The sequence below is a fragment of the Spongiactinospora rosea genome (assembly GCF_003315795.1).
Classification (GTDB): Bacteria; Actinomycetota; Actinomycetes; order Streptosporangiales; family Streptosporangiaceae; genus Spongiactinospora; species Spongiactinospora rosea.
Genome location: NZ_QMEY01000018.1, coordinates 14,573 through 33,676, shown reverse-complemented (window position 1 = coordinate 33,676; position 19,104 = coordinate 14,573). Strand labels below are relative to the sequence as shown.

The following is a 19,104-nucleotide window of genomic DNA, read 5'->3' as shown; positions in this document are numbered from 1 at the left end:
GGGTGCCCTGTTCAGACGGCGGGGTCAGGAGGTGACGGCGGGGCTGTTGAGGGCGTAGACGATGTTCATGGTGGCCATCGAGCCCTTCGAGCGGTACGGGTGCAGCTGGGTGCGGTGCTCGATGTGCTCGTCGGTGCCCTCGAACGCGCGGAAGGCCCTCTCGTCCACCCAGTCGCTCATGATGTAGTAGACGCCCTCCTCCTCGTCCTCGCCGCGCATCAGCCACTGCCCGAGGTTGCCCGCCTGCCTGCCGATCACGTCGGACCCGGCGTACCACACCTTCTCGAACTCCTGCTCCATGCCGGGAAAGATCTGCATCCGTAGCATCACCCGGAATGCGGTCGTCTCCGCCATGCCGGACCTCCCTTCACAAGCCGTACGCCAGCAGGGCGACGGCGGCCGAGATGTTGAGGACAAAGGCCAGAAGCGCCACCAGTGCACGCATACCGTTCCAGCGGGCCCAGTTCTCCCGGAAGGACGTGAGGTCCCAGTCGGCGGGCATCGCGTCGGGGTCCTGGCGGACGATCCAGCGGTTCATCGGGACGTTCCTGCTCAGTGAGATGAGGATGACGCCGAGCGTGGTGACGGCGGCGGCGGCGCACAGGACCCGTGCGGTGAACGCGTCCAGTGTGATCGCCACGATCGTGTCGATGATGAGCGTGGTCACCAGGCAGATGGGCTGGAACGGGTCATAACGGGTGGAACTGAAGGCGTGCGCCCGGACGTACTCGGGCGCGCCCAGCGTCCGGTAGAACGGGACCACGCCGAGCATCGTCCCGACCAGTACGCCGGCCGCGATCCCGTTGGTGAACAGCGCCACCGGCAACAGCAACTCGGTCATCCTGCTCCTCTTGGCTCGCCCGACGCTGCCCAAGCCTGGCGGGGCATCCTCGTGCGGACCTCGAACGACGCTCGAATTCGGATTCCATGGTCACACCAGTGCCGCTCTAGTTCGGCTCAAGCCAACCTCGGCAGACTGCCGCCGGGACCGGCGAAAGGACCGAAATGCTGCTCGCCCGAATTCTCACCGCCACGGTAATCGTCGCCAGCGGACTCGTGGCGGGCGTGCTCTTCAGTACCGCCATCGGGGTCTGGCCCGCGATGCGGGCGCTCGCGCCCGACCGCTATATCGCCTTCCACAAGTCGTTCGGCCGGCGGTACGACCCGATGATGCCGATCACCGTGATCACCGCCGTCATCTGCGACGCCGTGCTCACGGTGCTCTCCGAGGACATGGTGCCCCGGGTGCTGTTCGCCGCGTCCGCCGTCTCGCTGATCGCCTCGGGGTTCGTCTCGCAGACGCGCAACGTGCCCATCAACCACCGGGTCAAAGCACTCGATCCCGCCGCCATTCCCATCGATTGGGTGGACCCCCGCGCCGAATGGGAGAAATGGAATTATGTGCGGACGGTGTTCGCGGTTCTCGCCCTGGCCGGAAACGCGGCCGCGGCGGTGTCCGTCGTCTGATGGCGGGGCGACGAGAGAATCCGGCGCGAGAAGATCCGGCGTCGGCATAAATCGGGCGTCGGCATAAATCCGGCGACAAAGAAAAAGGAGTATAGATGTCCCTGACCGGAGCCGCCCCGGCGCCCGTCCGCGACCTCGCGCAGCGCAAGTCCGACGTGCTGGACACGCTGGCCCGCGACAGCCACCTGTGGCTGGCCACCGGCGGTCCCTCCGGGACCCACATGGTGCCGCTCGGCTGCGCCTGGGACGGCGGCCACGTGGTGATGGCCACCCATGAGCGGCACCGGACCGCCCGCAACCTGCGGGCCGACCCGCGGGCGCGGGCCGCGTACGGCACTCCGGCCGACGTCATCCTGGTGGACGGCCCGGTGGAGGTGCTGTCCCCCGGCGAGCTGCCGGCCGGCTTCGCGCCGCCGTCCGGCCTCCCGCTCGACCCCGCCAGGGTGCCCGGCTGCGTCTACCTGCGGCTCACCCCGCGGCGCATCCTGGCCTGGCGGCACCGCGGCGAGATCCCCGGCCGCACCCTGATGGAGAACGGCCGCTGGCTGGCCTGACCTTCAGGCCGCCTCAATAGCCCGAGGGCGGCGTTTCGAGGGCCTTGGCGAAGTCCAGCCAGCGCCGGGCGAAGAGCTTGCACAGGTGGGCCAGGTCGCCGGTCCAGTGACTGGGCACCGCCCTGGCCAGGGCCTCCCACTCGCCCGCGGCCAGCGCGTGGCCGTCCAGCCAGCGCAGCAGGCGGCGGCCCGACTCGCTGTACTTCAGCGCCGGGTCCCTGCCCAGCTTGTCGCGCACCTCGGGCCAGGCGACCGGCGAGGTACGCACGGTACGGCCCGCCGGGACGGCCCTGGTGCGCCGCTGCCGGGGCGGCAGCGGGTGCCGCCCCTGGCGGAGGCGTTCGCGTACGTCGCGGGCGGTGGCCACCGAGATGCCCGCCCGCCGGGCCACCTCGCGCAGCGACACCTCCGGACCGGCCTGGATGATCTGAGAGGCGCGCAACCGCCCCTCGCCGCCGTCGATCGGCCGCACCCGCCCGTCACGGCCGACGCGGGCCCGCCGGTGGGCGGCGTCGCCGCCGGTACGCCGCCGGATCGCGGCGACCGTCTTGGCCGACAGCCCGGTCGCCGCGGCGATGGCCCGGTCCGACCATTCCGGATGAACCGCCATCACCCGGACCGCCGCCGCCTCGCGGTCGGCCCCTGAGAGCGGCAGCCCGTGGGTGATGTTCTCGCGCACCCCGAGCAGGAAGGCCGCGTCCGCGTCGCCGTCGTAGAACCGCGCCTCGATGGTGTCCGCGCCGCACATGATCGCCGCCCGCAGCCGGTGCATCCCGTCGATCACCCGCATCGTCGGGCGGTGCACGATGATCGGCGGCAGCCTGGCGTTCGACTCGGCGAGCAGCAGCGCGTGGCCGGGATCCTCGCCGGCCAGGCGCGGCGAGTCTCCCGGCGACAGCATGGCTATCGGAACGGTCGTCGGCGGACCGACGACCGTAACACTCCCCCGTGTCACGTTTGTCCACTCCCCCTGAAGGACATGCCAGGAGTGATTCGCCCGGCGGGGGTCCGTGGATCGAACGGGAAATTCGAATTACCCGGCGGGCCGGTCGAGCACGGCCCGCAGGACGTCCTCCAGGGTCCGTGCGGGGTCGGCGGCGGCCTCGCGGGCGCGCCAGGCGATGTGGCCGTCGGGGCGTACCAGCACCGCGCCGGTCTCGGCCACGCCGTACCTCGCGGGCCAGGCGTCGCCGGGGTCGCCCAGCTCGGGCCCGCCCACCACGTACGGCGCGAGCCGTACGCCGAGCCCCTGCGCCACCGCGCCCGCCGCGTCGGCCCACGCCCGCCCCCGCGGCCCCGCCAGCAGTACGAACCCGTGCCCGAACAGGTCGATCACCGAGACCTCGCGCCCGTCCTTGGTCAGCGTGATGTGCGGGGCGCGGCTGCCGGGCCGCGCGGTCGGCATCATCGGCGGCTCCAGCAGCGAGCCGTCGTCGCCCGGCTCGGCCAGCACCGCGCCGGAGTGGTAGCGCTGCCCGATGATGACCGCGAACGGGTCGGAGACCGGCTCGGGGAACTCGGCGCGGGCGGCCGGGGGCATCCGCACCGCGAGGTTGGCGAGCTGGGAGTCGGCGGTGATCGCGCCGATCGGGCGGCGCTCGGCGTCGTAGGAGCCCAGGAAGCCGGGGCCCGCCTGGCCGGAGAGCACCAGCCAGAGCCGCCAGGCGAGGTCCGCGCCGTCCTGGAGGGCGGTGCTGCCGCCCTGGCCGCCGGTGGGCGGCATGGTGTGCGCGGCGTCGCCCGCCAGGAAGACCCGGCCCTGCTGGTAGCGGGCGGCCAGCGTGTGCGCGACGGCGAAGGCGTTGCGGTCGAGCACCTTCGCCTCGATCCCGGGCACGCCGAGGGCCACCTCGATCAGCTCGCGGGCCCGCTCGGGGGTGAAGTCGGCCTCGCTCTCGCCCGCGGCCGGGTCGTAGTGGACCGCCAGGACGTGGGCGCCGACCCCGGTGCCGGTGACGATGGCCCCGTTGAAGACCTCGTTCTGCAGGTACCACAGGGTGACCTGGCGGTCGCGGACCAGGCCGGTGAGGTCGGCGTCGAACATGATGGCGCAGGTGCTGCCGAGCTCGCCCCTGCCGGTGACCGGGATGCCGAGCATCGACCTGACCCGGCCGCGATGCCCGTCGGCGGCGATGACGTAGTCGGCCCTGACCGTGGTCTCCGCGCCGGTGGCGAGGTCGCGGACGGTCGCGGTGACGCCCTCAGGGTCCTGGACGAGGGAGGTCAGCTCGGTGGAGAACCGCAGGTCGGCGCCGTACTCCTCGGCCTTGCCCCGCAGCACCCGCTCGACCTGTGCCTGCGGGGCGCCGATGTCGGGGACGGGGGTGACCTGGCGGAGGAAGGAGAAGTCGTCGTCGGAGTCCTCGACGATCATCTTGGGGTCGGGGTCCGCGAGGCTGGACGCGATGGCGATGCGCATGCCGTCGCCGATGCCCTCGGAGATCTCGCTCAGCTCGCGCTCCAGGCCGGGGACCGGGCGCAGGAGTTCGAGCGCCCGCCAGTTGACGCCGAACGCCTTGGGCTGGACGGACGTGCTCGGGTGCCGCTCGACGAGGGTGACCGCGACGCCGCGCCAGGCGAGCAGCGCGGCGGCGCTGAGCCCGGCATAGCCGGCGCCGACCACGAGAACGGGCACGCGAATGGAACTCATCGGAAACCTCCACGGTGGGTGAGGTGGAGGTCGCGCCCGCTAGCCTGGGGATCGGCCTTGTAGCGAGGCTCGGGTCACGCCTCCACGCGGGACCTGCGTGCCCTCAGCGGTGTTGCAGCACTGCTGAGGGCATTTTGTATGCCTTCGTAATACTCTGGTCAGAGTATTCCAACACTCGCGACATATCGCAAGTAGCGCTCTGACACCTCGAACGCACAGAGTGATTGGGCCTTGCCGCCGTCAGGACACGGGGTTACGATCCGGCTTAATTGTTAGGAAACTTTCTTTTAAGAAAGGGTCCGCCGCATGCGCCGATATGCCGCTGTGCTGCTGGTTCTCATCGTGGCGACCGCTATGGCCGCTCCTGTCCAAGCCGCCGCCCGATTGACCGCCGCCTTCACACTGACCGGCAACCAGGGCAAGTTCGTGGTGAGCAACCCCAACTCCACCGCCGTGACCGGTTGGTCGATCTACTTCGACTTGCCGTCCGGGGTGACCGCGAGCAACCCCCAGAATGCCACGATCGCCCAAAATGGTACACGGGTGAAGCTCACCCCCCTCTTCTACATCAACACGGTGCGTGCGAACGGCAACACCGAGCCGTACAGCCCCACCTTCACCCTCAGCTCCGCCGTACAGCCGACCTCGTGTTCGATCAACGGGGCCAACTGTGACGGCAGCGGCGGGGACCCGCCGGATCCCTCCCCCGTCATGGCCGAGTTCTCCAAGAGCGGGAGCCGCGGCACGTACGTGATCAGCAACAACACCGACACCACGCTGAGCGGCTGGACGATCACCTTCGACCTGCCCGCCGGTGTCACCGCGAGCAACGCCGACCACGGCACGCTCGCCCAGAACGGCCGCCAGGTCACGCTGACCCCCGCGCACTACAACACCAGCGTGGGCGCGCGGCGGACCACCGATCCCTACAGCCCGACCTTCACCCTCAGCTCCGCGTCCGCCGAGCCCGCCAACTGCCGGGTCAACGACGTACGCTGCGACGGGTCGGCCGACACCGCGCCGGGCGCGCCGGGCAACCTGCGCTCCCCGGTCAAGACCACCAAGACCGTCTCCCTGGCCTGGGACGCGGCCACACCGGGCAGCCTGCCCATCACCGGCTACAACGTCTACGCGGGCAGCACGCTCAAGACCACGGTCACCGGGACCTCCGCGACCGTCGACGGGCTGACCCCCAACACCGAGTACTCCTTCACGGTGAAGACGGTGGACCGCAAGGGCACCCTCTCCCCGGCCAGCAACGCGATCTCGGTCAAGACCAACGACCCGGCCGAGGACCCCGAGCCGCCGACCACCCCCACCAACGTGCGGGCCACCGGCAAGACCTCCTCCTCGGTCACGCTGGCCTGGAACGCCTCCACCGACAACAAGGGCGTCGCCAACTACCACGTGTACGTGGGCGACGAACTCAAGACCACGGTGACCGGCACCACCGCGACCGTTGACGGACTGTCGCCGTCCACCGAGTACTCCTTCACCGTCCGGGCCCGCGACCTGTACGACAACCTGTCGCAGGCGAGCGCCCCGGTCAAGGCGACCACGGACGACCTCGTCGCGGGCGGTTACGCCCGGGTCGGCTACTTCGTCCAGTGGGGCATCTACGGCCGCCAGTACTTCGTGAAGAACCTCGACACGACCGGCAACGCCCGCAAGCTGACCCACATCAACTACGCGTTCGGCAACATCGACCCGGTCAACCTGACCTGTCTGCACGGCGTCACCAAGGGCACCTCGTCCAACCCGCAGGACCCGAACCAGGGTGACGGCGCGGGCGACGCCGAGGCCGACTACAGCAGGCCGTTCAGCGCCGCGCAGTCCGTGGACGGCGTCGGCGACACCGGCTGGGAGAAGCTGCGCGGCAACTACAACCAGCTCAAGAAGCTCAAGGCGAAGTACCCGCACCTGAAGGTGCTGATCTCGCTCGGCGGCTGGACCTACTCCAAGTACTTCTCCGACGTGGCCAAGACCGACGCCTCGCGCAAGAAGTTCGTCGCCTCCTGCCTCGACGTCTACATCAAGGGCAACCTGCCGACGTACAACGCGGCGGGCGGCCCGGGCACCGGTGCCGGCATCTTCGACGGCATCGACCTCGACTGGGAGTGGCCGGGCGCCGAGGGGCACCCGGGCAACCACGTCAGCCCTGACGACAAGGTCAACAACACGCTGCTGATCGCCGAGTTCCGCAAGCAGCTCGACGAGCTGACCAAGGAGACCGGCAAGCGCTACGAGCTGACCGCGTTCACCCCCGCCGACCCCGCCAAGATCGAGGCCGGCTGGGAATTGGCGAAGGTGGCCAAGTACATGGACATCTTCAACATCCAGGGTTACGACTTCCACGGCTCCGGCAGCGACAACTCCTGGGAGCCGAACCGGACCGGTCACCAGGGCAACCTGTACACCGACGTCGACGACCCCTACAACTTCCACTTCAGCGTCGAGAACGCCGTCCAGCCCTACCTGGACGCCGGGATCAACCCCCGCAAGCTGACCATCGGCCTCGCCTACTACGGACGTGGCTGGCAGAACGTCACCGACAACGGCAAGGCCGGCGAGTGGCAGGACGCCAAGGGCGCGGCGCCCGGTCAGTTCGCGGAGGAGGCCGGTACCCGCGGGTACAGCAACCTGCTGTCGAGCGTTCCGAACTGCACGATCAAGCACGACACGCAGGCGGTGGCCACCTACTGCTACACCGGCAACAACGGGCAGTGGTGGTCGTTCGACGACGCCTGGTCGATCGAGCAGAAGGTCGCCTGGCTGAAGAAGAAGAAACTGCTCGGCGCGATGATCTGGGAGATGTCCGGTGACACGGGCGTCCTCACCACCGCGCTGGACAACGCGCTGAAGGCGCCCTGACCGGTGACTGAGGGTCCGCCGGGGAGAGATCCCCGGCGGCCCGCCCGCCGGAGCACCACCTGAGCACGCGTTCCGCGGCGTCGGTCCGGACGCCGGACGTCGCGGAACGCGGTTCGCGTTTGAAAATCGCATCTGCGAGCACATCAGAAAACTGAAGAATGGTCGCGCCGGTCGTAGAAGCGTCGTCACCACAGACGTCATCCGGCCCGCCTTGCCCCCTTCAAGGCGTGCCCTTTCCGGGTCTGGTAGCGGACGGCGCGGCCCGTCTCTGTAACCCCCCGCAATTCGAGGTGATCTCATGAATCTCGACCGGTACGGCGGGCCGACGCTCTCGCTGTTCCGCATCGTCGTCGGCCTGATGTTCCTGCAGCACGGCGTGGCCAAGGTGTTCGGCCTGTTCGGCGGTGCCGGCGGCAACGGCGAGATCGTCGCGTTCGGCGCGTGGCCGGGCTTCTGGTCGGCCATGGTGGAACTGGGCTGCGGCTCACTCGTCGCCCTCGGGCTGTTCGCCAGGATCGCCGCGTTCCTGGCGTCGGGCACGATGGCGTACGCCTACTTCACCGCGCACCAGCCACTGGGCCTGGTGCCATTCGAGAACCACGGCGAACTCGCCGCGATGTACTCCTGGGCGTTCCTGCTGATCTTCGTGCTCGGTCCCGGTACGTGGGCACTCGACACGATCATCCGGCGCCGGTCAGGCGCGAACGCGGAGCAGAGCGCCGACCAGCGGGAAAATGTCGGTCGCCGTGCCTAGCATGGCCGTTCAGTAGGACAGGGAGGCCCGGGAGGCTGCCGATGCTGAGTGCGCACATCGTTCCGCTGCTGATCACGACCGACCTGCCGGCGCAGGCCGAGCTGACCGAGTTCGGCGAGTTGCTGGCCGGCGCGGTGCGCGCGCTCCCCGCGGGTGGCGGCACGACCTTCCCGGGCCACCTGCACGGCGGGGTCTTCTGGCTGGGGCGTCCCGCCCCGCCGGGGGCCCCGCCGCCCGCGGCCGAGGAGTTGCGCTTCGCGGCCCTGCTCGGCTTCCTTTCCGCGGCCGGTCCCGGCCTCACGGCCAGGGAGGTGACCGCCGCCGCGCGCGCGGCGATCGTCCCGGCCGTCACCGCCCGCTACGGCGACCTGGGCGGGCCGCCCGCGGTGATCACCATCCGCGCCGACGACGTGCGCGAGCGCACCCCGGCCGACGCGATCCGCGTGGCCACGCCCCAGGCGAAGGACACGGCGTCGGTCACAGTGTGACCCACTGGAGGTCGGGGCGTCCGGTGAGCCAGGTCTCGGCCTCGCCGAGGGGCATCGGCAGCGGCATCGGGTAGGTCGTCCGCACCCGCGACAGATCGCGGTGGGTGCGGGCCAGCACCGCGAAGTCCCGGGGGAAGGCCCGCGGGTCCACCCCGGCGAACACCCCGATCTTCCTGGCCCGCTCCAGCACCTCCCGCCACGCGGCGATCGGGGCCACCCCCGGCGAGCGCACGCCGTGGCTGAAGAGCGTCAGCCGGATCTCGTCGTACGGCTCGCCGCCGTCCAGGTAGGCGGCCAGCGCCCGGCGCGAGGACTCGGCGTTGAAGGTCATCCAATAGGGCACCGAGCCGGTGCGCAGCGTCCACCACGGCTCGACCAGCACGAACGACTCGGCGAGCAGCCGGGTCGCCGGGACCCCGCGCCGCTCGTACCACGCCCGGTAGAGGTCGGCCACGGCCGGGCTCAGCGCCTCGGGGTCGGCGAAGCCGAGCCGGGCCACCTGTGCCCCCGGGGGCGCGGCCATGCGCAGGTCGCCGAGGAGTTCGGGGGCAAAACCCCATTCGGCCTCGGGGCTCTCGCCGTCCGGCTCGGGGGCGTCCCAGCTCCGGTACGGCGAGCCGTGCTCGGCCAGGTAGTCGGCGACCTTCGGGCCGCCCTCGCGATACTCGCCGGGCGACAGGCCGCCGAGCGCGCCGTGCTGGAAGACGTACCGGTCGGTGATCCGGGTGGTCGGCCAGCGCAGGCCGCAGTCGGAGACGACGAGCGTGCCGCCGGGGGCCAGCCGTTCGCGGATGAATTTCCGGTACGCGGCGGGCAGCCGGCGCCACTTGACCCGGAAGTAGGCCATTCCGGCGATCATCAGCCGGTCCTGGGCGGCGTCGTGCATGTGGTGCAGCCGCAGGTCGGGGTTGGCGTCCAGCATGGCCTCCCCGGCGGCGCGGCAGTGGCGCAGGCCGTCGGCGGGCGCGTCGGGGTGGACGCCGCGCTGCCGTACGGGCAGCAGCAGGGTCTGCGGCAGCCAGGCCGCGCCGAGCGCGGCGGCCAGGTGGACCAGCGCCCCGGACGCCGAACCCACGAAGATCACCGGATAGCGCCGCGGCGGATAGTGCCGCACCACCCATTCGGCGAGGTCGCCGGCCCGCAGCTTGGCGAGCCTTTCCGGGGAGCTGGCCTCGGTCCAGCCGGCCGTGGCGTACGCGCGTTCGGCCATCCGCCTGGGCAGCCGGTTGGCCGCGCCGAGCAGCCCGGACGCCAGCGGCTCCACCGGCCCGGGAAGCTGGCCGAGCATCGGCACGTCCATGCCGCGCAGGTAGCGGGAGAGGGCGCGGAGCATGCCGGTGGCCGAGTCGAACGACGCGACGTACCTAGCCATGCCGCACCACCGGAACGCCGTCCCGCACCAGCTGGGCGATCAGCGGGACCAGCGCGCCCGGGTCCTTGAACGGGATCATGTGCGGCAGGCCGGGCAGCACCACCAGCCGCCCGCGCGGCAGCTTCCGGGTGACCTCCTCGGCCCACTCCCTGGGCACCAGCCGGTCGTACTCGCCGCGCACGACCAGCGCGGGCACGCCCACGTACGGGAGCTTGTCCTCGATCCGGTCGCGCATCGCGGTGGCGAAGCTGGACAGCACCCGGCGCATCCCCGCGTCGCGGTAGTCGGCGATGTTCAGCGGCGCCATCCGCGGGTCCTCGCGCACGGAGTTGCGCGCCCACCGCCACACCAGTTTCGGCCAGGACCGCGCCGCCGCGTCCACCGTCGGCCCGGCCAGTACCAGCGCTCCGGCCAGTTCGGGGTGGCGCACCGCCACGTCCACCGCGAGCTGGCAGCCGAACGAGCAGCCCACCAGGCACGCGCCGGAGATCTCCTCGGCCGCCATCCAGCCCGCCAGCGCGTCGGACAGCCCGACCAGCTCAAGCGGCCGGGACGGCTTGCCGCTCTGCCCGAACCCCGGCAGGTCCACCGTCCACGCGCGCACCGCGCCGCCGAGCGCCGCCACCAGCGGCCGGAGCTCCCTGCTGGACACCCCCGCCCCGTGTACGCACACCACCGGCATCCCGGCGGCGTGCCCGGCCCGCCATCCGACCATCCGTGCCCCGTCTACCACGACCTCCCGCCGCTGCATCCGCACCTCCCAGGGCCTCCCACTTCCCTCAGCGAGGCCGCGAAACATCAGCGGAAGCGGCCGACGGTGAGGGCCAGCGAGAGCGCGAGACGGTCGGTGGCCTGGTCAAGGTCGAGTCCGGCGAGCGCGGCCAGGCGGCGCAGCCGGGCGCGCAGCGTCTCGCGGTGAACGCCCGCGGCGGTGGCCGCCGGGTCCCAGTGGTGGTTGGCGGCGACCCAGTGGCGGGCGGCGGCGATCAGCACGTCGCCGTCGGGGGCCTCGGTGACGGGGGTGAGCAGGGCTTCGGCGAAGCGCTCGGCCGCCGGTGAGGTGAGCAGCCGGTCCAGCTCCATGGAGGGGGTGTCGGCGTACCGGACCACCATCCGGCCGGGGCCGGTCAGCTGCGCGGCCTGGCGGGCCTCGCGGATCGCGGTGACGGCCTGCTCGGGGGCGCGGCCGGTGGACAGCCCGGCCCGGCCGTCCGCCAGGAGGGCCAGCAGGCGTTCCTCGCTGAAACCGGGGGTGACCAGCACCACCGACTCGAAGTTGTGTTCCACGACGGGCCAGCCCCCGGCGGCGACCAGCTTGGTGGCCGCGCGGCGGTGACCCTGCCCGGTGAGCGCGACCGCGACGAACCGCGTGGGCAGCGGCACGTCGGCGACGCCCGCCACGCGTTCGGCGGAGCGCAGGTCGCCCTCGGCGAGGAGTTCGGCGACGACGCCGCGCAGTTCGCGTTCGCCGCCGCGATCGAGGACGGTCAGCAGCGCGGCGGCGGTGCCGATCACGCCCGCGCTCCACATCGGCCGGTCCCCCACGGTGGGCGAGCCCACGCAGAGCGTGCCGCGCCGCTCTCTGGCCAGGCCGAGCGGGACCGCGGTGACGGCCACGCCGTCGATCTCCTCGTGCAGCGCGTGCCGTCCGGCCTCGTCGCCGCGCCGGGCCAGGGCGGCGAGGACGCCGTCGTCGGGGCCCGCGTCGGCGGGGGCGCGCAGCGCCACCTGGTGGCCCGCGTCCAGTAGCACGGCCCAGCCGTGCAGTTCCCTGGCCAGCCGTTCGGCCACCGCCTGCCGTCCGGAACGCCCGGCCTCGGCCAGCCGCTGCTGCACCCGCCTGCCCTGCTCGGCCTCGCGGCGGGTCTCGGCGGCGTTCAGGTCGGCGACGGCCCGGTCGATCGCCACGAACGGCGTGCGGGCGGGCACCTCGATGAGCGTCAGCCGCCACCGCCGGGTCGCGTTGACGATCTCGGCGGGGATCTGCGCGAACCACGGGTCCAGCCCGAAGCCCACGGCCCGCGCCCCCGCCTCGACCAGCCGGCCCGCCCACGCCTCGGCGGCCCGGCGCGGGTCCTCTTCCTCGCGCAGCCACATGCCGCTGGTCAGCAGCAGCTCCGCGCCGTCCAGCCAGGGGGCGGGGTCGGGCAGCTCGGAGACCACGACCCAGCGCACCGGCTGGTCGAGCCCCTCGTGCCCGAACACCACCCGCAGCCCGAGCCGTGCGTCGGCGACGAGCCGCCGGATCGTCACCGCCATGGCCTCTCCGTCCCCCGCCGGGCCCTGCCGGGCTCAGTCCCGCGGGCCGTGCAGCATCTCCCTGCCGAACAGGTCGGTACGGCGGCGCGCGAGCTGCGGCTTGGCCGCGCACACGGCCCCCATGCCCCGCGCCCCCCGCACCTGGCACCGCCGCACTGTCCAGCCTATCTCGCTGGTCAGAGCCTCTTCCCGAGGCACGGCCACGTGGTCGGGGGCGAAGATTCCGCCGGGCACGCGGCCGGTCGCGGCGAGCGCGATCCACACGTGGGAGTCGCCCGCGCGCAGCCGCGCCGGGTGCGCGAACCAGGGGTCGGGACGGCGCAGCGCGGCCGGTTCGAGCGGCACCCGGGTCCCGGCGAAGGGGGCCGGGTGCGGCCAGTCCAGCGCGGCGGCGGGCGCGGCGAGGACGTCCGCGCCGAGTACGGCGAGCACCCTGGACGGCTCGAACGCCACCAACTCCTCGCCCGCGAGCAGCCCGAGACGGCCCCACGGGCGGGTCACCGGCCTGGTCGCGCGCTCCCCCGGCACGGCCCAGGCGGCGTGCGGGCCGAGGTGGGTGGCCTCGTGGCGGGCGGCCTCGCCGTCGGGGGTGATCAGGGTGACCGCGTACCGGGGGCGGCCGTCCGTCCCGGGTACGGCCAGCGCGGTCACCGCGTCGCAGCCGTGCGCGGCGCACCAGCCGGTGAGCGTCCGCAGCGCCTCTTCCGCCCGCTGCGGTTCTGGTGTCCCGCCGGTCAGGTGGAACGCGGGCAGTACGGCCAGTTCGGCACCGGGCGGCGGGGCGGGCAGCTCGTCGCCGGACAATACGGCCACGGTCACTGATTCCGGGCCATCGGGCGTCTCGCGCGGCCAGGTGGTGGACAGCGCCAGCGGGCGGTACTCGGCCGGGCGGCGAGCGGCCAGCCGGGTCCGCCGGGCCTCGGCGGCGGCCGGCAGGTCCAGGGTGGCGGTGACGTGGCCGGGGCCGTCGTCCAGCGCGGCCAGGACCGCCCCCGTGTGGTCCAGTACGCACGTTCCGCCGCTGAATTGGACCTCCTCGCCCTCGATGGACTCGGCCCCGGCGAGGTCGGCCGCGACCACCGGCAGGCCGTTCTCCCAGGCCCGCAGCCGCCAGGTGGCGCTCGGCGCGGCCTCGTCCACCCAGCCGGTGGGCAGCGCGAGCCACTGCGCGCCGCGCAGCGCCGCGTACCGGGCCGACTCGGGATGGTCCACGTCGGCGCAGATCAGCGGGGCGATCCGGCCCGCGGGCGTGTCCCACAGCGGCGGCGGCAGGTGCCCGTCCACCGCCCAGCGCGGGTCGGGCGCGAACGGCTGGGCCTTGCGGTGGCTCCCGACCGGCCCGTCCGGGCCGATCAGCACGCAGGCGTTGTGCAGGGTGCCGTGGTCAGGGTCCAGCTCGGGCATGCCGAGCAGCAGGTACGCGCCCGTCGTACGGCAGAGCCCCGCGGCCAGCCGCCGTACCGAAGGGCCGTCCACCGGTTCGGCGAACCCGCGTACCGCCTCGTCGTCCGGCCACAGGTAGCCGGTCAGCGCCATCTCGGGCGTCACGATCACGCGCGCGCCGTCCCGCGCGGCGGCGGCGGCCAGCTCCTCGATCGCCGCGAGGTTGGCGGCGACGTCGCCGTGCGCCGAAACGAGCTGGACCGCGCCGACGGTGACCCTCACCCGCGCCCCTTTCTACGCGAACTACTCGAAAACGATGACGCTGCGCGTGCGGGTGCCCGCCCGCATCGCGTCGAAGGCGTCGTTGACCTCGTCCAGCCTGATCCGGTGGGAGATGAGCGAGTCCAGCGGCAGCCGTCCGGCCAGGTAGAGGTCGGCCAGCCTGGGGAAGTCCAGGCTGGGGACCGCGCCGCCGTAGTTGGAGCCGACCAGGGTCTTGCCCGCCTCGGCCAGCTCCAGTACGTCGATCCCGGCCCGCGCGCCCTCCGGGGGCAGCCCGACCAGCACGCCGACACCGCCGGGGGCGAGCAGCGACGGCAGCGTCTCGATGGTCTCGACCCGGCCGATCACCTCGAAGGCGTGGTCGGCCCCGCCGCCGGTGATCTCCCCGACCACGGTGGCCACCGGCTCCTTGTCGGCCCGCACGGTGTGGGTCGCGCCGAACGAACGGGCCGCGGCCAGCTTCTCCTCCGCGGTGTCCACCGCGATGATCGGGTACGCCCCGGCCAGAGTCAGCCCCATCACGACGGCCAGCCCGACGCCGCCGCAGCCGACGACCGCGGCCGACGCGCCCGCGGGCACGCGCGCGTTGTTCACGACCGCGCCCACCCCCGTGGCGATCGAGCAGCCGATCAGGCTGGCCACGTCGAAGGGGACCTCGGCGGGCACGCGTACCGCGGCCGACTCCGGCACGACCGTGTACTCGCTCATCGTGCCCACCGCCAGGTAGGGGTAGACCATGCCGTTCTCGTCGCTGAGCCGGGTGCCGCCGTCCGGCAGCAGGCACTCGCCGGAGCGGGTGCCGGTGCAGGCCCACGCCTTGCCCGCGGCGCAGGCCCGGCAGCGGCGGCACGGGTAACACCAGGACAGGATCACGTTGTCGCCGGGGGCCACGTCGGTCACGCCCGCGCCGACCGCCTCGACGACGCCCGCGCCCTCGTGACCGAGCACGGTGGGCGTGGGCAGCGTCCACTCGCCGTCGATCACATGCCGGTCAGAGCCGCACACACCGGACGCGCCCAGCCGTACCAGCACCTCCCCCGGGCCGGGATCGTCCACGGTCACCTCGCGGACCTTCAGCTCACTGCCGTCGCCGTCGTGGACGGCGGCCATCGCGGTACGGGGCATCAGGACTCCTCGGCTGTCGTGCGCACGGCCGCCGGGCGTACGGCGGCGTAGCCGCCCTGGCTCTTGTTGAGCACGTGGGACAGGCCCAGGTGGACCAGCCCGGAGACGACGATCGCGGGGATGGACGCGGTCAGCACGTTGAACGCGGGCTGGGTGGCCAGCGTCTGCGGGTTGTAGAGGGTGACGTAGGTGACGGCGCCGAGCGCGGTGGAGGCCAGGCCGGCGAGGTTGAAGCCGCCGGTGAAGTGGTACGGGCTGGCCGGGCCCGGCTCGTACAGGCCGCGCAGGTCGAGCCGCTGGCCGCGCAGCACGAAGTAGTCGGCGATGACCGTGCCGCAGATCGCCGCCAGGAACGCCCCGCTCCAGGTGACGAACACCAGGAACCCGTCGTACAGCAGGCTCGGCCAGAAGCTGATGATCGCCGGTAGCAGGAAGAACGCGCCGGTCAGCCACTCCCAGCGGATGCGGTTGAGCAGGTTGCCGCCCGCCTGGCGCAGCGCCAGGCACGTCGAGTAGACGATCGAGGTGAGGCTGGTCAGGTTGGCGAACGCGATGAACACCAGCGCCAGCACCCCCAGCCATGGACCGCCGAGCGGGATCATCCACACCGTCGGGTCGGAGTCGCCGAGGGTCAGCGCGGCGGCCATACCCACCACCTGCGCCACGATGGTCGCCCCGAACAGGCCGATGTACCCCGGCCACAGCGCGCTGCGCGGACGGTCCGTGAGTCGGGCCAGGCTGCCCATCACCGGCCACCAGGACAGGCCGACGCCCAGATTGAACTCCACGGCGAGCGCGAAGTTGAGCGTCTCGTCGGGGAAGGGGTCGAGCGGCGGGGCGGCCAGCAGTTCCGGCCAGGAGGTACGGGCGACCAGCAGCACGATCATGCCGATGGTCAGCACGGCCAGCCCGGGAGCCACCACGCGGTTCAGGAACCGCATGGTCAGCGGCCCCTTGGCCAGGATCGCCCAGGCGGCGGCGATGGCCACCAGCGCGAGCAGGGTGACCAGCAGCGCGTTCGGGCCGATGGCGGTACCGAGCACCTGGTTGGACACCTGGGTGGCGGCCCGGCCGAACATCACCCCGAGCAGCGCCGACCAGCCCATCTCGGTGAACAGCACCACGGTGAACGCGAGCACCGCGACCCCGCCGACGCCGAACACGCTGCGCAGGATCGTGTACTGCTCGACGCCGTAGCGCTGGCTGGACACGACGCTGGCCAGCAGCATCACGGCCACGCTGATCGCGTTACCGATGATCATGGCGGCCAGGCCCTTCTGGAACCCGACCAGCGCCGCTGTGGACCCGCCGACCAGGAACGCCCAGGTGGCGATGGCCAGGCCGATGTTCACCCAGGTGAAGTCGGTGAAGTTCCAGACCCGCTCGCTGCGGAGCACCGGCAGCGAGCCGAAGGTGGCCTCTCGGGTGACGTCCTCATTGATCCTGGTGGCGCGGTCGGTCGTCATCCGGCCATCACCCAGCCGGCCAGCGTGAGCGCGGCGGCGATCGCCAGCAGCAGCCAGAGGTCCGCGCGGGACAGCCGCTCGTGGGCCGGGTCGTCGATCTCGTCGCGCGCCAGCGTCGCGAGCCGGCGTTCCAGCTCGGCGCGCAGCGCGGGGTCCTTCACGTCCATTCGTCCTCCTCACCAGGCCCACCGTGCTGACCTGCGTGAACACCAACAGTAGGCAGGAGGGAAGAAGGAGTCCGCACTGTATTTCCGGCAATCGCGGCGGGCGGTTGGCGGCTTTGCCGCCGGGTGCTGTTTCCGGGCGGGGCGACGGCGTAGTATGGAATTGTGAACAGGAGAACACTCACCGTGACGGCCATCGTGGTGCTTGCCGTCGTGGGGGCCGCCGCGGCGGCGCTGGCGCTGACCCGCGGGTCCGGCGACGCGGCCGAGGGGGTCCACAACCAGGGCGACCCCGCCAAGGTGGCCGACTACTGGACCGACGAGCGGATGCGCGACGCCGTCGGCGACTGACCTTGCGGCGTTCTCGTGCCGTTGGGCCGTTGGGCCGTTGGGCCGTCAGACGCCGGTGACGCCGTCCACGCGCTCGCGTAGCAGGTCGGCGTGCCCGTTGTGGCGGGCGTACTCCTCGATCATGTGCAGATAGATCCAGCGCAGGCTCATCTCCGCCTTGCGGTGGGTGTGATAGAAGGTCTCGTCCAGGGAGCGGCCGGCCGCCGCCGCGCGGGCGAGTTCGATCTCCCGGCGGAGGGTGGCGAAGTCCGCCTCGGGGTCGGCGGTGTCCACGTCGTCGAAGTCGCCGTCCAGGTTGTCCGGGTCGCCGCAGTACAGCGACTCGACGTCCTCCCCCGCGAACCTGTGACGGAACCACGAGCGCTCGACCTCGGCCATGTGCCGGATCAGGCCGAGCAGCGTCAGCCCCGAGGGCTCGGCCGCCCGCTCGGTGAGCTGGGCGAAGGTCAGCCCGGCGCATTTGGCCTGCAGCGTCTCGCGGTGGAAGTCCAGCCAGCCTTCGAGCAACGTGCGTTCGTCGCCGGTCACTGGCATCTCGACGCGCGTGATGGGTGGAGCCGTCCAGATCATGCCCTCATCATGGCGGGGAACGGTCATCGGCCGGAAACGCATTTCGGCGCTCGCCCCAAGTAGGGATGTAAGGGCGGACGACGAAGGGAGCGAGGCCGGTGCGCCTCCATCAAGACCCCGCGGTCTTCGAGGACTTCTACCGCCGTCACGTGGACGCGGTCATGCGGTTCGTCGTACGGCGGGTCAGCGATCCGCATCTGGCCGCCGACCTGACCGCGGACATCTTCCTGGCGGCCCTGGACGCCGCGCACGGGTACCGCCCCGGGCGGGGCAGCGAGATCGCCTGGCTGTACGGCGTGGCGCGCAACGTGGTGTCCGCCGAGCACCGCCGCACGGCGGTCGAGAACCGGGTCACCGGCCGGGTCGCCGGGCGGCGGCTGATGGACGACGACGACGTCGGCCGGATGGAAGACCGGATCGACGCCGAACGCGGTACCCGGCGGGCCTGGGAGGCCATGCGCGACCTGCCGGAAGGGGAGCGGGCCGTGCTGGAACTCGTAGTGATCGACCAGCTCACGGTGTCGGAGGCGGCCGAAGCCCTGGGCGTCAAACGGGTCACCGCGCGGGTCCGCCTGCACCGGGCCCGCCGGGCGCTGGCGGCCGTCGCTTCGCCACCTGTCGTGTACGTGGAGGGAGAGGTATGAGCAACTTCGAGGAGCGCCTGCTCAGTGCGCTGAAGCAGGACATGGCCGGCAGGTCGGCGACGGATCCGGCGGACGCGGGGATCGGCCTTGCGCCGGTCGCGCGCGGGCCGCGGTGGCGGCGCGGGTACGGCCTGGCCGCCGCGGCGGCCGGGGTCGCGGCGGTGGCCGCGACGACAGTGACCATCGGCGGGGGGCTCGGCGGGGCCGCCTTCGCGGTCACCACCGACCCGGACGGGAGCGTCGGGGTGCGGATCGACGACTTCCGCGACGCGGACGGGCTGGAGGCCGCGCTGCGGCGGAAGGGCATCTCGGCGGTGGTGGACTACCTGCCCTCCGGGCAGACCTGCCGGCAGCCCCGGGGGAAGGCCGCCCGGCACTCCGGGAAGCTGACCACCGGCCTGACCATGGGTGCCGACGGATCACTCGGATTCACGATCGAACAGGGGCGGATCGCGAAGGGCGACACGCTGGTGCTCACCGTCTCCGCCGGTGGCACGGACAAGGCCCCCGTCTCCAGTGCCCTGGAGATCATCACCGGCCCGGTCGCCCCCTGCCACCCCGTCCCGCTGCCCGCCCTTCCCCCGCCCGGCGGGAACGACGACGACCGCGGGCCGAGCTTGAACGAACAGCAGGGCACGGCCACGGACCCACCCGGCACCACGACCTCCCAGGAGGGGTGAAACCCCATCAGGCCCGGCGTCCGC

General features: G+C 72.3%; 20 protein-coding genes. 8 read left to right on the top strand and 12 right to left on the bottom strand.

All coding sequences use genetic code 11. The features are described from left to right. Positions 1–24: 24 nt before the first annotated feature. Complete coding sequence (locus DP939_RS31305) at positions 25–354, bottom strand: antibiotic biosynthesis monooxygenase family protein (protein ID WP_113984442.1); 330 nt, start codon at positions 352–354, stop codon at positions 25–27. Between the two features lie 13 nt (positions 355–367). Further along, a complete protein-coding gene (locus DP939_RS31300) occupies positions 368–841 on the bottom strand; it encodes a DUF1772 domain-containing protein (RefSeq protein WP_113984441.1) in 474 nt (157 codons plus the stop codon). A gap of 164 nt (positions 842–1,005) precedes the next feature. On the opposite strand from DP939_RS31300, the gene DP939_RS31295 reads away from it, so the two are divergent. Then, a complete protein-coding gene (locus DP939_RS31295) occupies positions 1,006–1,467 on the top strand; it encodes a DUF1772 domain-containing protein (protein WP_113984440.1) in 462 nt (153 codons plus the stop codon). Between the two features lie 95 nt (positions 1,468–1,562). Beyond that, entirely contained in the window at positions 1,563–2,021 is a 459-nt protein-coding gene (locus tag DP939_RS31290) for a pyridoxamine 5'-phosphate oxidase family protein (RefSeq protein ID WP_113984439.1), read from the top strand. A gap of 13 nt (positions 2,022–2,034) precedes the next feature. Here the strand turns inward: DP939_RS31290 and DP939_RS31285 are convergent, their stop codons facing one another. Together DP939_RS31285 and DP939_RS31280 are read right to left on the bottom strand one after the other, a co-directional pair. After that, entirely contained in the window at positions 2,035–2,922 is an 888-nt protein-coding gene (locus DP939_RS31285; protein WP_113984438.1) for a ParB/RepB/Spo0J family partition protein, read from the bottom strand. A gap of 132 nt (positions 2,923–3,054) precedes the next feature. Continuing rightward, on the bottom strand, positions 3,055–4,671 hold the full coding sequence (locus DP939_RS31280; RefSeq protein WP_113984437.1) for an FAD-dependent oxidoreductase: 1,617 nt from the start codon (positions 4,669–4,671) through the stop codon (positions 3,055–3,057). A gap of 306 nt (positions 4,672–4,977) precedes the next feature. Between DP939_RS31280 and DP939_RS31275 the strand changes: the two genes are divergently transcribed. The 3 genes from DP939_RS31275 to DP939_RS31265 all read left to right on the top strand — a co-directional run bounded on the left by DP939_RS31275 (position 4,978) and on the right by DP939_RS31265 (position 8,784). Continuing rightward, positions 4,978–7,542 (top strand): glycosyl hydrolase family 18 protein, encoded by a 2,565-nt coding sequence (locus tag DP939_RS31275; RefSeq protein WP_113984436.1) that lies wholly within the window; start codon positions 4,978–4,980, stop codon positions 7,540–7,542. A 298-nt stretch (positions 7,543–7,840) separates the two neighbouring features. Further along, entirely contained in the window at positions 7,841–8,296 is a 456-nt protein-coding gene (locus DP939_RS31270) for a DoxX family protein (RefSeq protein WP_113984435.1), read from the top strand. A gap of 41 nt (positions 8,297–8,337) precedes the next feature. Beyond that, the gene (locus tag DP939_RS31265; protein WP_113984434.1) at positions 8,338–8,784 is read left to right on the top strand and encodes a hypothetical protein; all 447 of its coding nucleotides are present in this window, start codon (positions 8,338–8,340) and stop codon (positions 8,782–8,784) included. Here the strand turns inward: DP939_RS31265 and DP939_RS31260 are convergent. From DP939_RS31260 to DP939_RS46385, 7 genes are read right to left on the bottom strand one after another with little or no spacing between them, the layout of a single operon-like run. Beyond that, on the bottom strand, positions 8,774–10,156 hold the full coding sequence (locus DP939_RS31260; protein ID WP_113984433.1) for a hypothetical protein: 1,383 nt from the start codon (positions 10,154–10,156) through the stop codon (positions 8,774–8,776). The two genes, DP939_RS31265 and DP939_RS31260, sit on opposite strands and share 11 nt — an antisense overlap. Continuing rightward, positions 10,149–10,907, bottom strand: a complete 759-nt coding sequence (locus tag DP939_RS31255) for an alpha/beta fold hydrolase (protein WP_158578782.1) — start codon at positions 10,905–10,907, stop codon at positions 10,149–10,151. Before DP939_RS31255 ends, DP939_RS31260 begins: the two co-directional genes overlap by 8 nt. A 47-nt stretch (positions 10,908–10,954) precedes the next feature. Beyond that, positions 10,955–12,415: a PucR family transcriptional regulator gene (locus tag DP939_RS31250; RefSeq protein WP_113984431.1), complete on the bottom strand. Its 1,461-nt coding sequence runs from the start codon at positions 12,413–12,415 to the stop codon at positions 10,955–10,957. A gap of 33 nt (positions 12,416–12,448) precedes the next feature. Beyond that, a complete protein-coding gene (locus DP939_RS31245) occupies positions 12,449–14,080 on the bottom strand; it encodes a nitrilase-related carbon-nitrogen hydrolase (RefSeq protein WP_113984430.1) in 1,632 nt (543 codons plus the stop codon). Between the two features lie 21 nt (positions 14,081–14,101). After that, entirely contained in the window at positions 14,102–15,205 is a 1,104-nt protein-coding gene (locus DP939_RS31240; protein WP_113984429.1) for an alcohol dehydrogenase catalytic domain-containing protein, read from the bottom strand. Next, complete coding sequence (locus DP939_RS31235) at positions 15,205–16,671, bottom strand: purine-cytosine permease family protein (protein ID WP_113984428.1); 1,467 nt, start codon at positions 16,669–16,671, stop codon at positions 15,205–15,207. The genes DP939_RS31240 and DP939_RS31235 overlap by 1 nt, the downstream gene beginning before the upstream one ends. Next, positions 16,668–16,838: a hypothetical protein gene (locus DP939_RS46385; protein WP_158578780.1), complete on the bottom strand. Its 171-nt coding sequence runs from the start codon at positions 16,836–16,838 to the stop codon at positions 16,668–16,670. Before DP939_RS46385 ends, DP939_RS31235 begins: the two co-directional genes overlap by 4 nt. A 162-nt stretch (positions 16,839–17,000) precedes the next feature. On the opposite strand from DP939_RS46385, the gene DP939_RS31230 reads away from it, so the two are divergent. Beyond that, on the top strand, positions 17,001–17,186 hold the full coding sequence (locus DP939_RS31230) for a hypothetical protein (protein ID WP_199565536.1): 186 nt from the start codon (positions 17,001–17,003) through the stop codon (positions 17,184–17,186). Between the two features lie 45 nt (positions 17,187–17,231). Here the strand turns inward: DP939_RS31230 and DP939_RS31225 are convergent, their stop codons facing one another. Beyond that, positions 17,232–17,756 carry a DinB family protein gene (locus tag DP939_RS31225; protein WP_113984426.1) on the bottom strand — a complete coding sequence of 175 codons (525 nt, stop codon included), beginning with the start codon at positions 17,754–17,756 and terminating at the stop codon, positions 17,232–17,234. A 98-nt stretch (positions 17,757–17,854) separates the two neighbouring features. Between DP939_RS31225 and DP939_RS31220 the strand changes: the two genes are divergently transcribed. Both DP939_RS31220 and DP939_RS31215 read left to right on the top strand, forming a co-directional pair. Then, positions 17,855–18,400 (top strand): RNA polymerase sigma factor, encoded by a 546-nt coding sequence (locus tag DP939_RS31220; RefSeq protein WP_113984425.1) that lies wholly within the window; start codon positions 17,855–17,857, stop codon positions 18,398–18,400. Further along, on the top strand, positions 18,397–19,080 hold the full coding sequence (locus DP939_RS31215) for a hypothetical protein (RefSeq protein WP_113984424.1): 684 nt from the start codon (positions 18,397–18,399) through the stop codon (positions 19,078–19,080). Before DP939_RS31220 ends, DP939_RS31215 begins: the two co-directional genes overlap by 4 nt. Positions 19,081–19,104 lie beyond the last annotated feature (24 nt).

Coding starts and splice junctions, on each gene's coding strand:
- DP939_RS31305 (WP_113984442.1), bottom strand. CDS start 354: ATGGCGGAGACGACCGCATTCCGGGTGATGCTACGGATGCAGATCTTT.
- DP939_RS31300 (WP_113984441.1), bottom strand. CDS start 841: ATGACCGAGTTGCTGTTGCCGGTGGCGCTGTTCACCAACGGGATCGCG.
- DP939_RS31295 (WP_113984440.1), top strand. CDS start 1,006: ATGCTGCTCGCCCGAATTCTCACCGCCACGGTAATCGTCGCCAGCGGA.
- DP939_RS31290 (WP_113984439.1), top strand. CDS start 1,563: ATGTCCCTGACCGGAGCCGCCCCGGCGCCCGTCCGCGACCTCGCGCAG.
- DP939_RS31285 (WP_113984438.1), bottom strand. CDS start 2,922: ATGCTGTCGCCGGGAGACTCGCCGCGCCTGGCCGGCGAGGATCCCGGC.
- DP939_RS31280 (WP_113984437.1), bottom strand. CDS start 4,671: ATGAGTTCCATTCGCGTGCCCGTTCTCGTGGTCGGCGCCGGCTATGCC.
- DP939_RS31275 (WP_113984436.1), top strand. CDS start 4,978: ATGCGCCGATATGCCGCTGTGCTGCTGGTTCTCATCGTGGCGACCGCT.
- DP939_RS31270 (WP_113984435.1), top strand. CDS start 7,841: ATGAATCTCGACCGGTACGGCGGGCCGACGCTCTCGCTGTTCCGCATC.
- DP939_RS31265 (WP_113984434.1), top strand. CDS start 8,338: ATGCTGAGTGCGCACATCGTTCCGCTGCTGATCACGACCGACCTGCCG.
- DP939_RS31260 (WP_113984433.1), bottom strand. CDS start 10,156: ATGGCTAGGTACGTCGCGTCGTTCGACTCGGCCACCGGCATGCTCCGC.
- DP939_RS31255 (WP_158578782.1), bottom strand. CDS start 10,907: ATGCAGCGGCGGGAGGTCGTGGTAGACGGGGCACGGATGGTCGGATGG.
- DP939_RS31250 (WP_113984431.1), bottom strand. CDS start 12,415: ATGGCGGTGACGATCCGGCGGCTCGTCGCCGACGCACGGCTCGGGCTG.
- DP939_RS31240 (WP_113984429.1), bottom strand. CDS start 15,205: ATGCCCCGTACCGCGATGGCCGCCGTCCACGACGGCGACGGCAGTGAG.
- DP939_RS31235 (WP_113984428.1), bottom strand. CDS start 16,671: ATGACGACCGACCGCGCCACCAGGATCAATGAGGACGTCACCCGAGAG.
- DP939_RS46385 (WP_158578780.1), bottom strand. CDS start 16,838: ATGGACGTGAAGGACCCCGCGCTGCGCGCCGAGCTGGAACGCCGGCTC.
- DP939_RS31225 (WP_113984426.1), bottom strand. CDS start 17,756: ATGATCTGGACGGCTCCACCCATCACGCGCGTCGAGATGCCAGTGACC.
- DP939_RS31215 (WP_113984424.1), top strand. CDS start 18,397: ATGAGCAACTTCGAGGAGCGCCTGCTCAGTGCGCTGAAGCAGGACATG.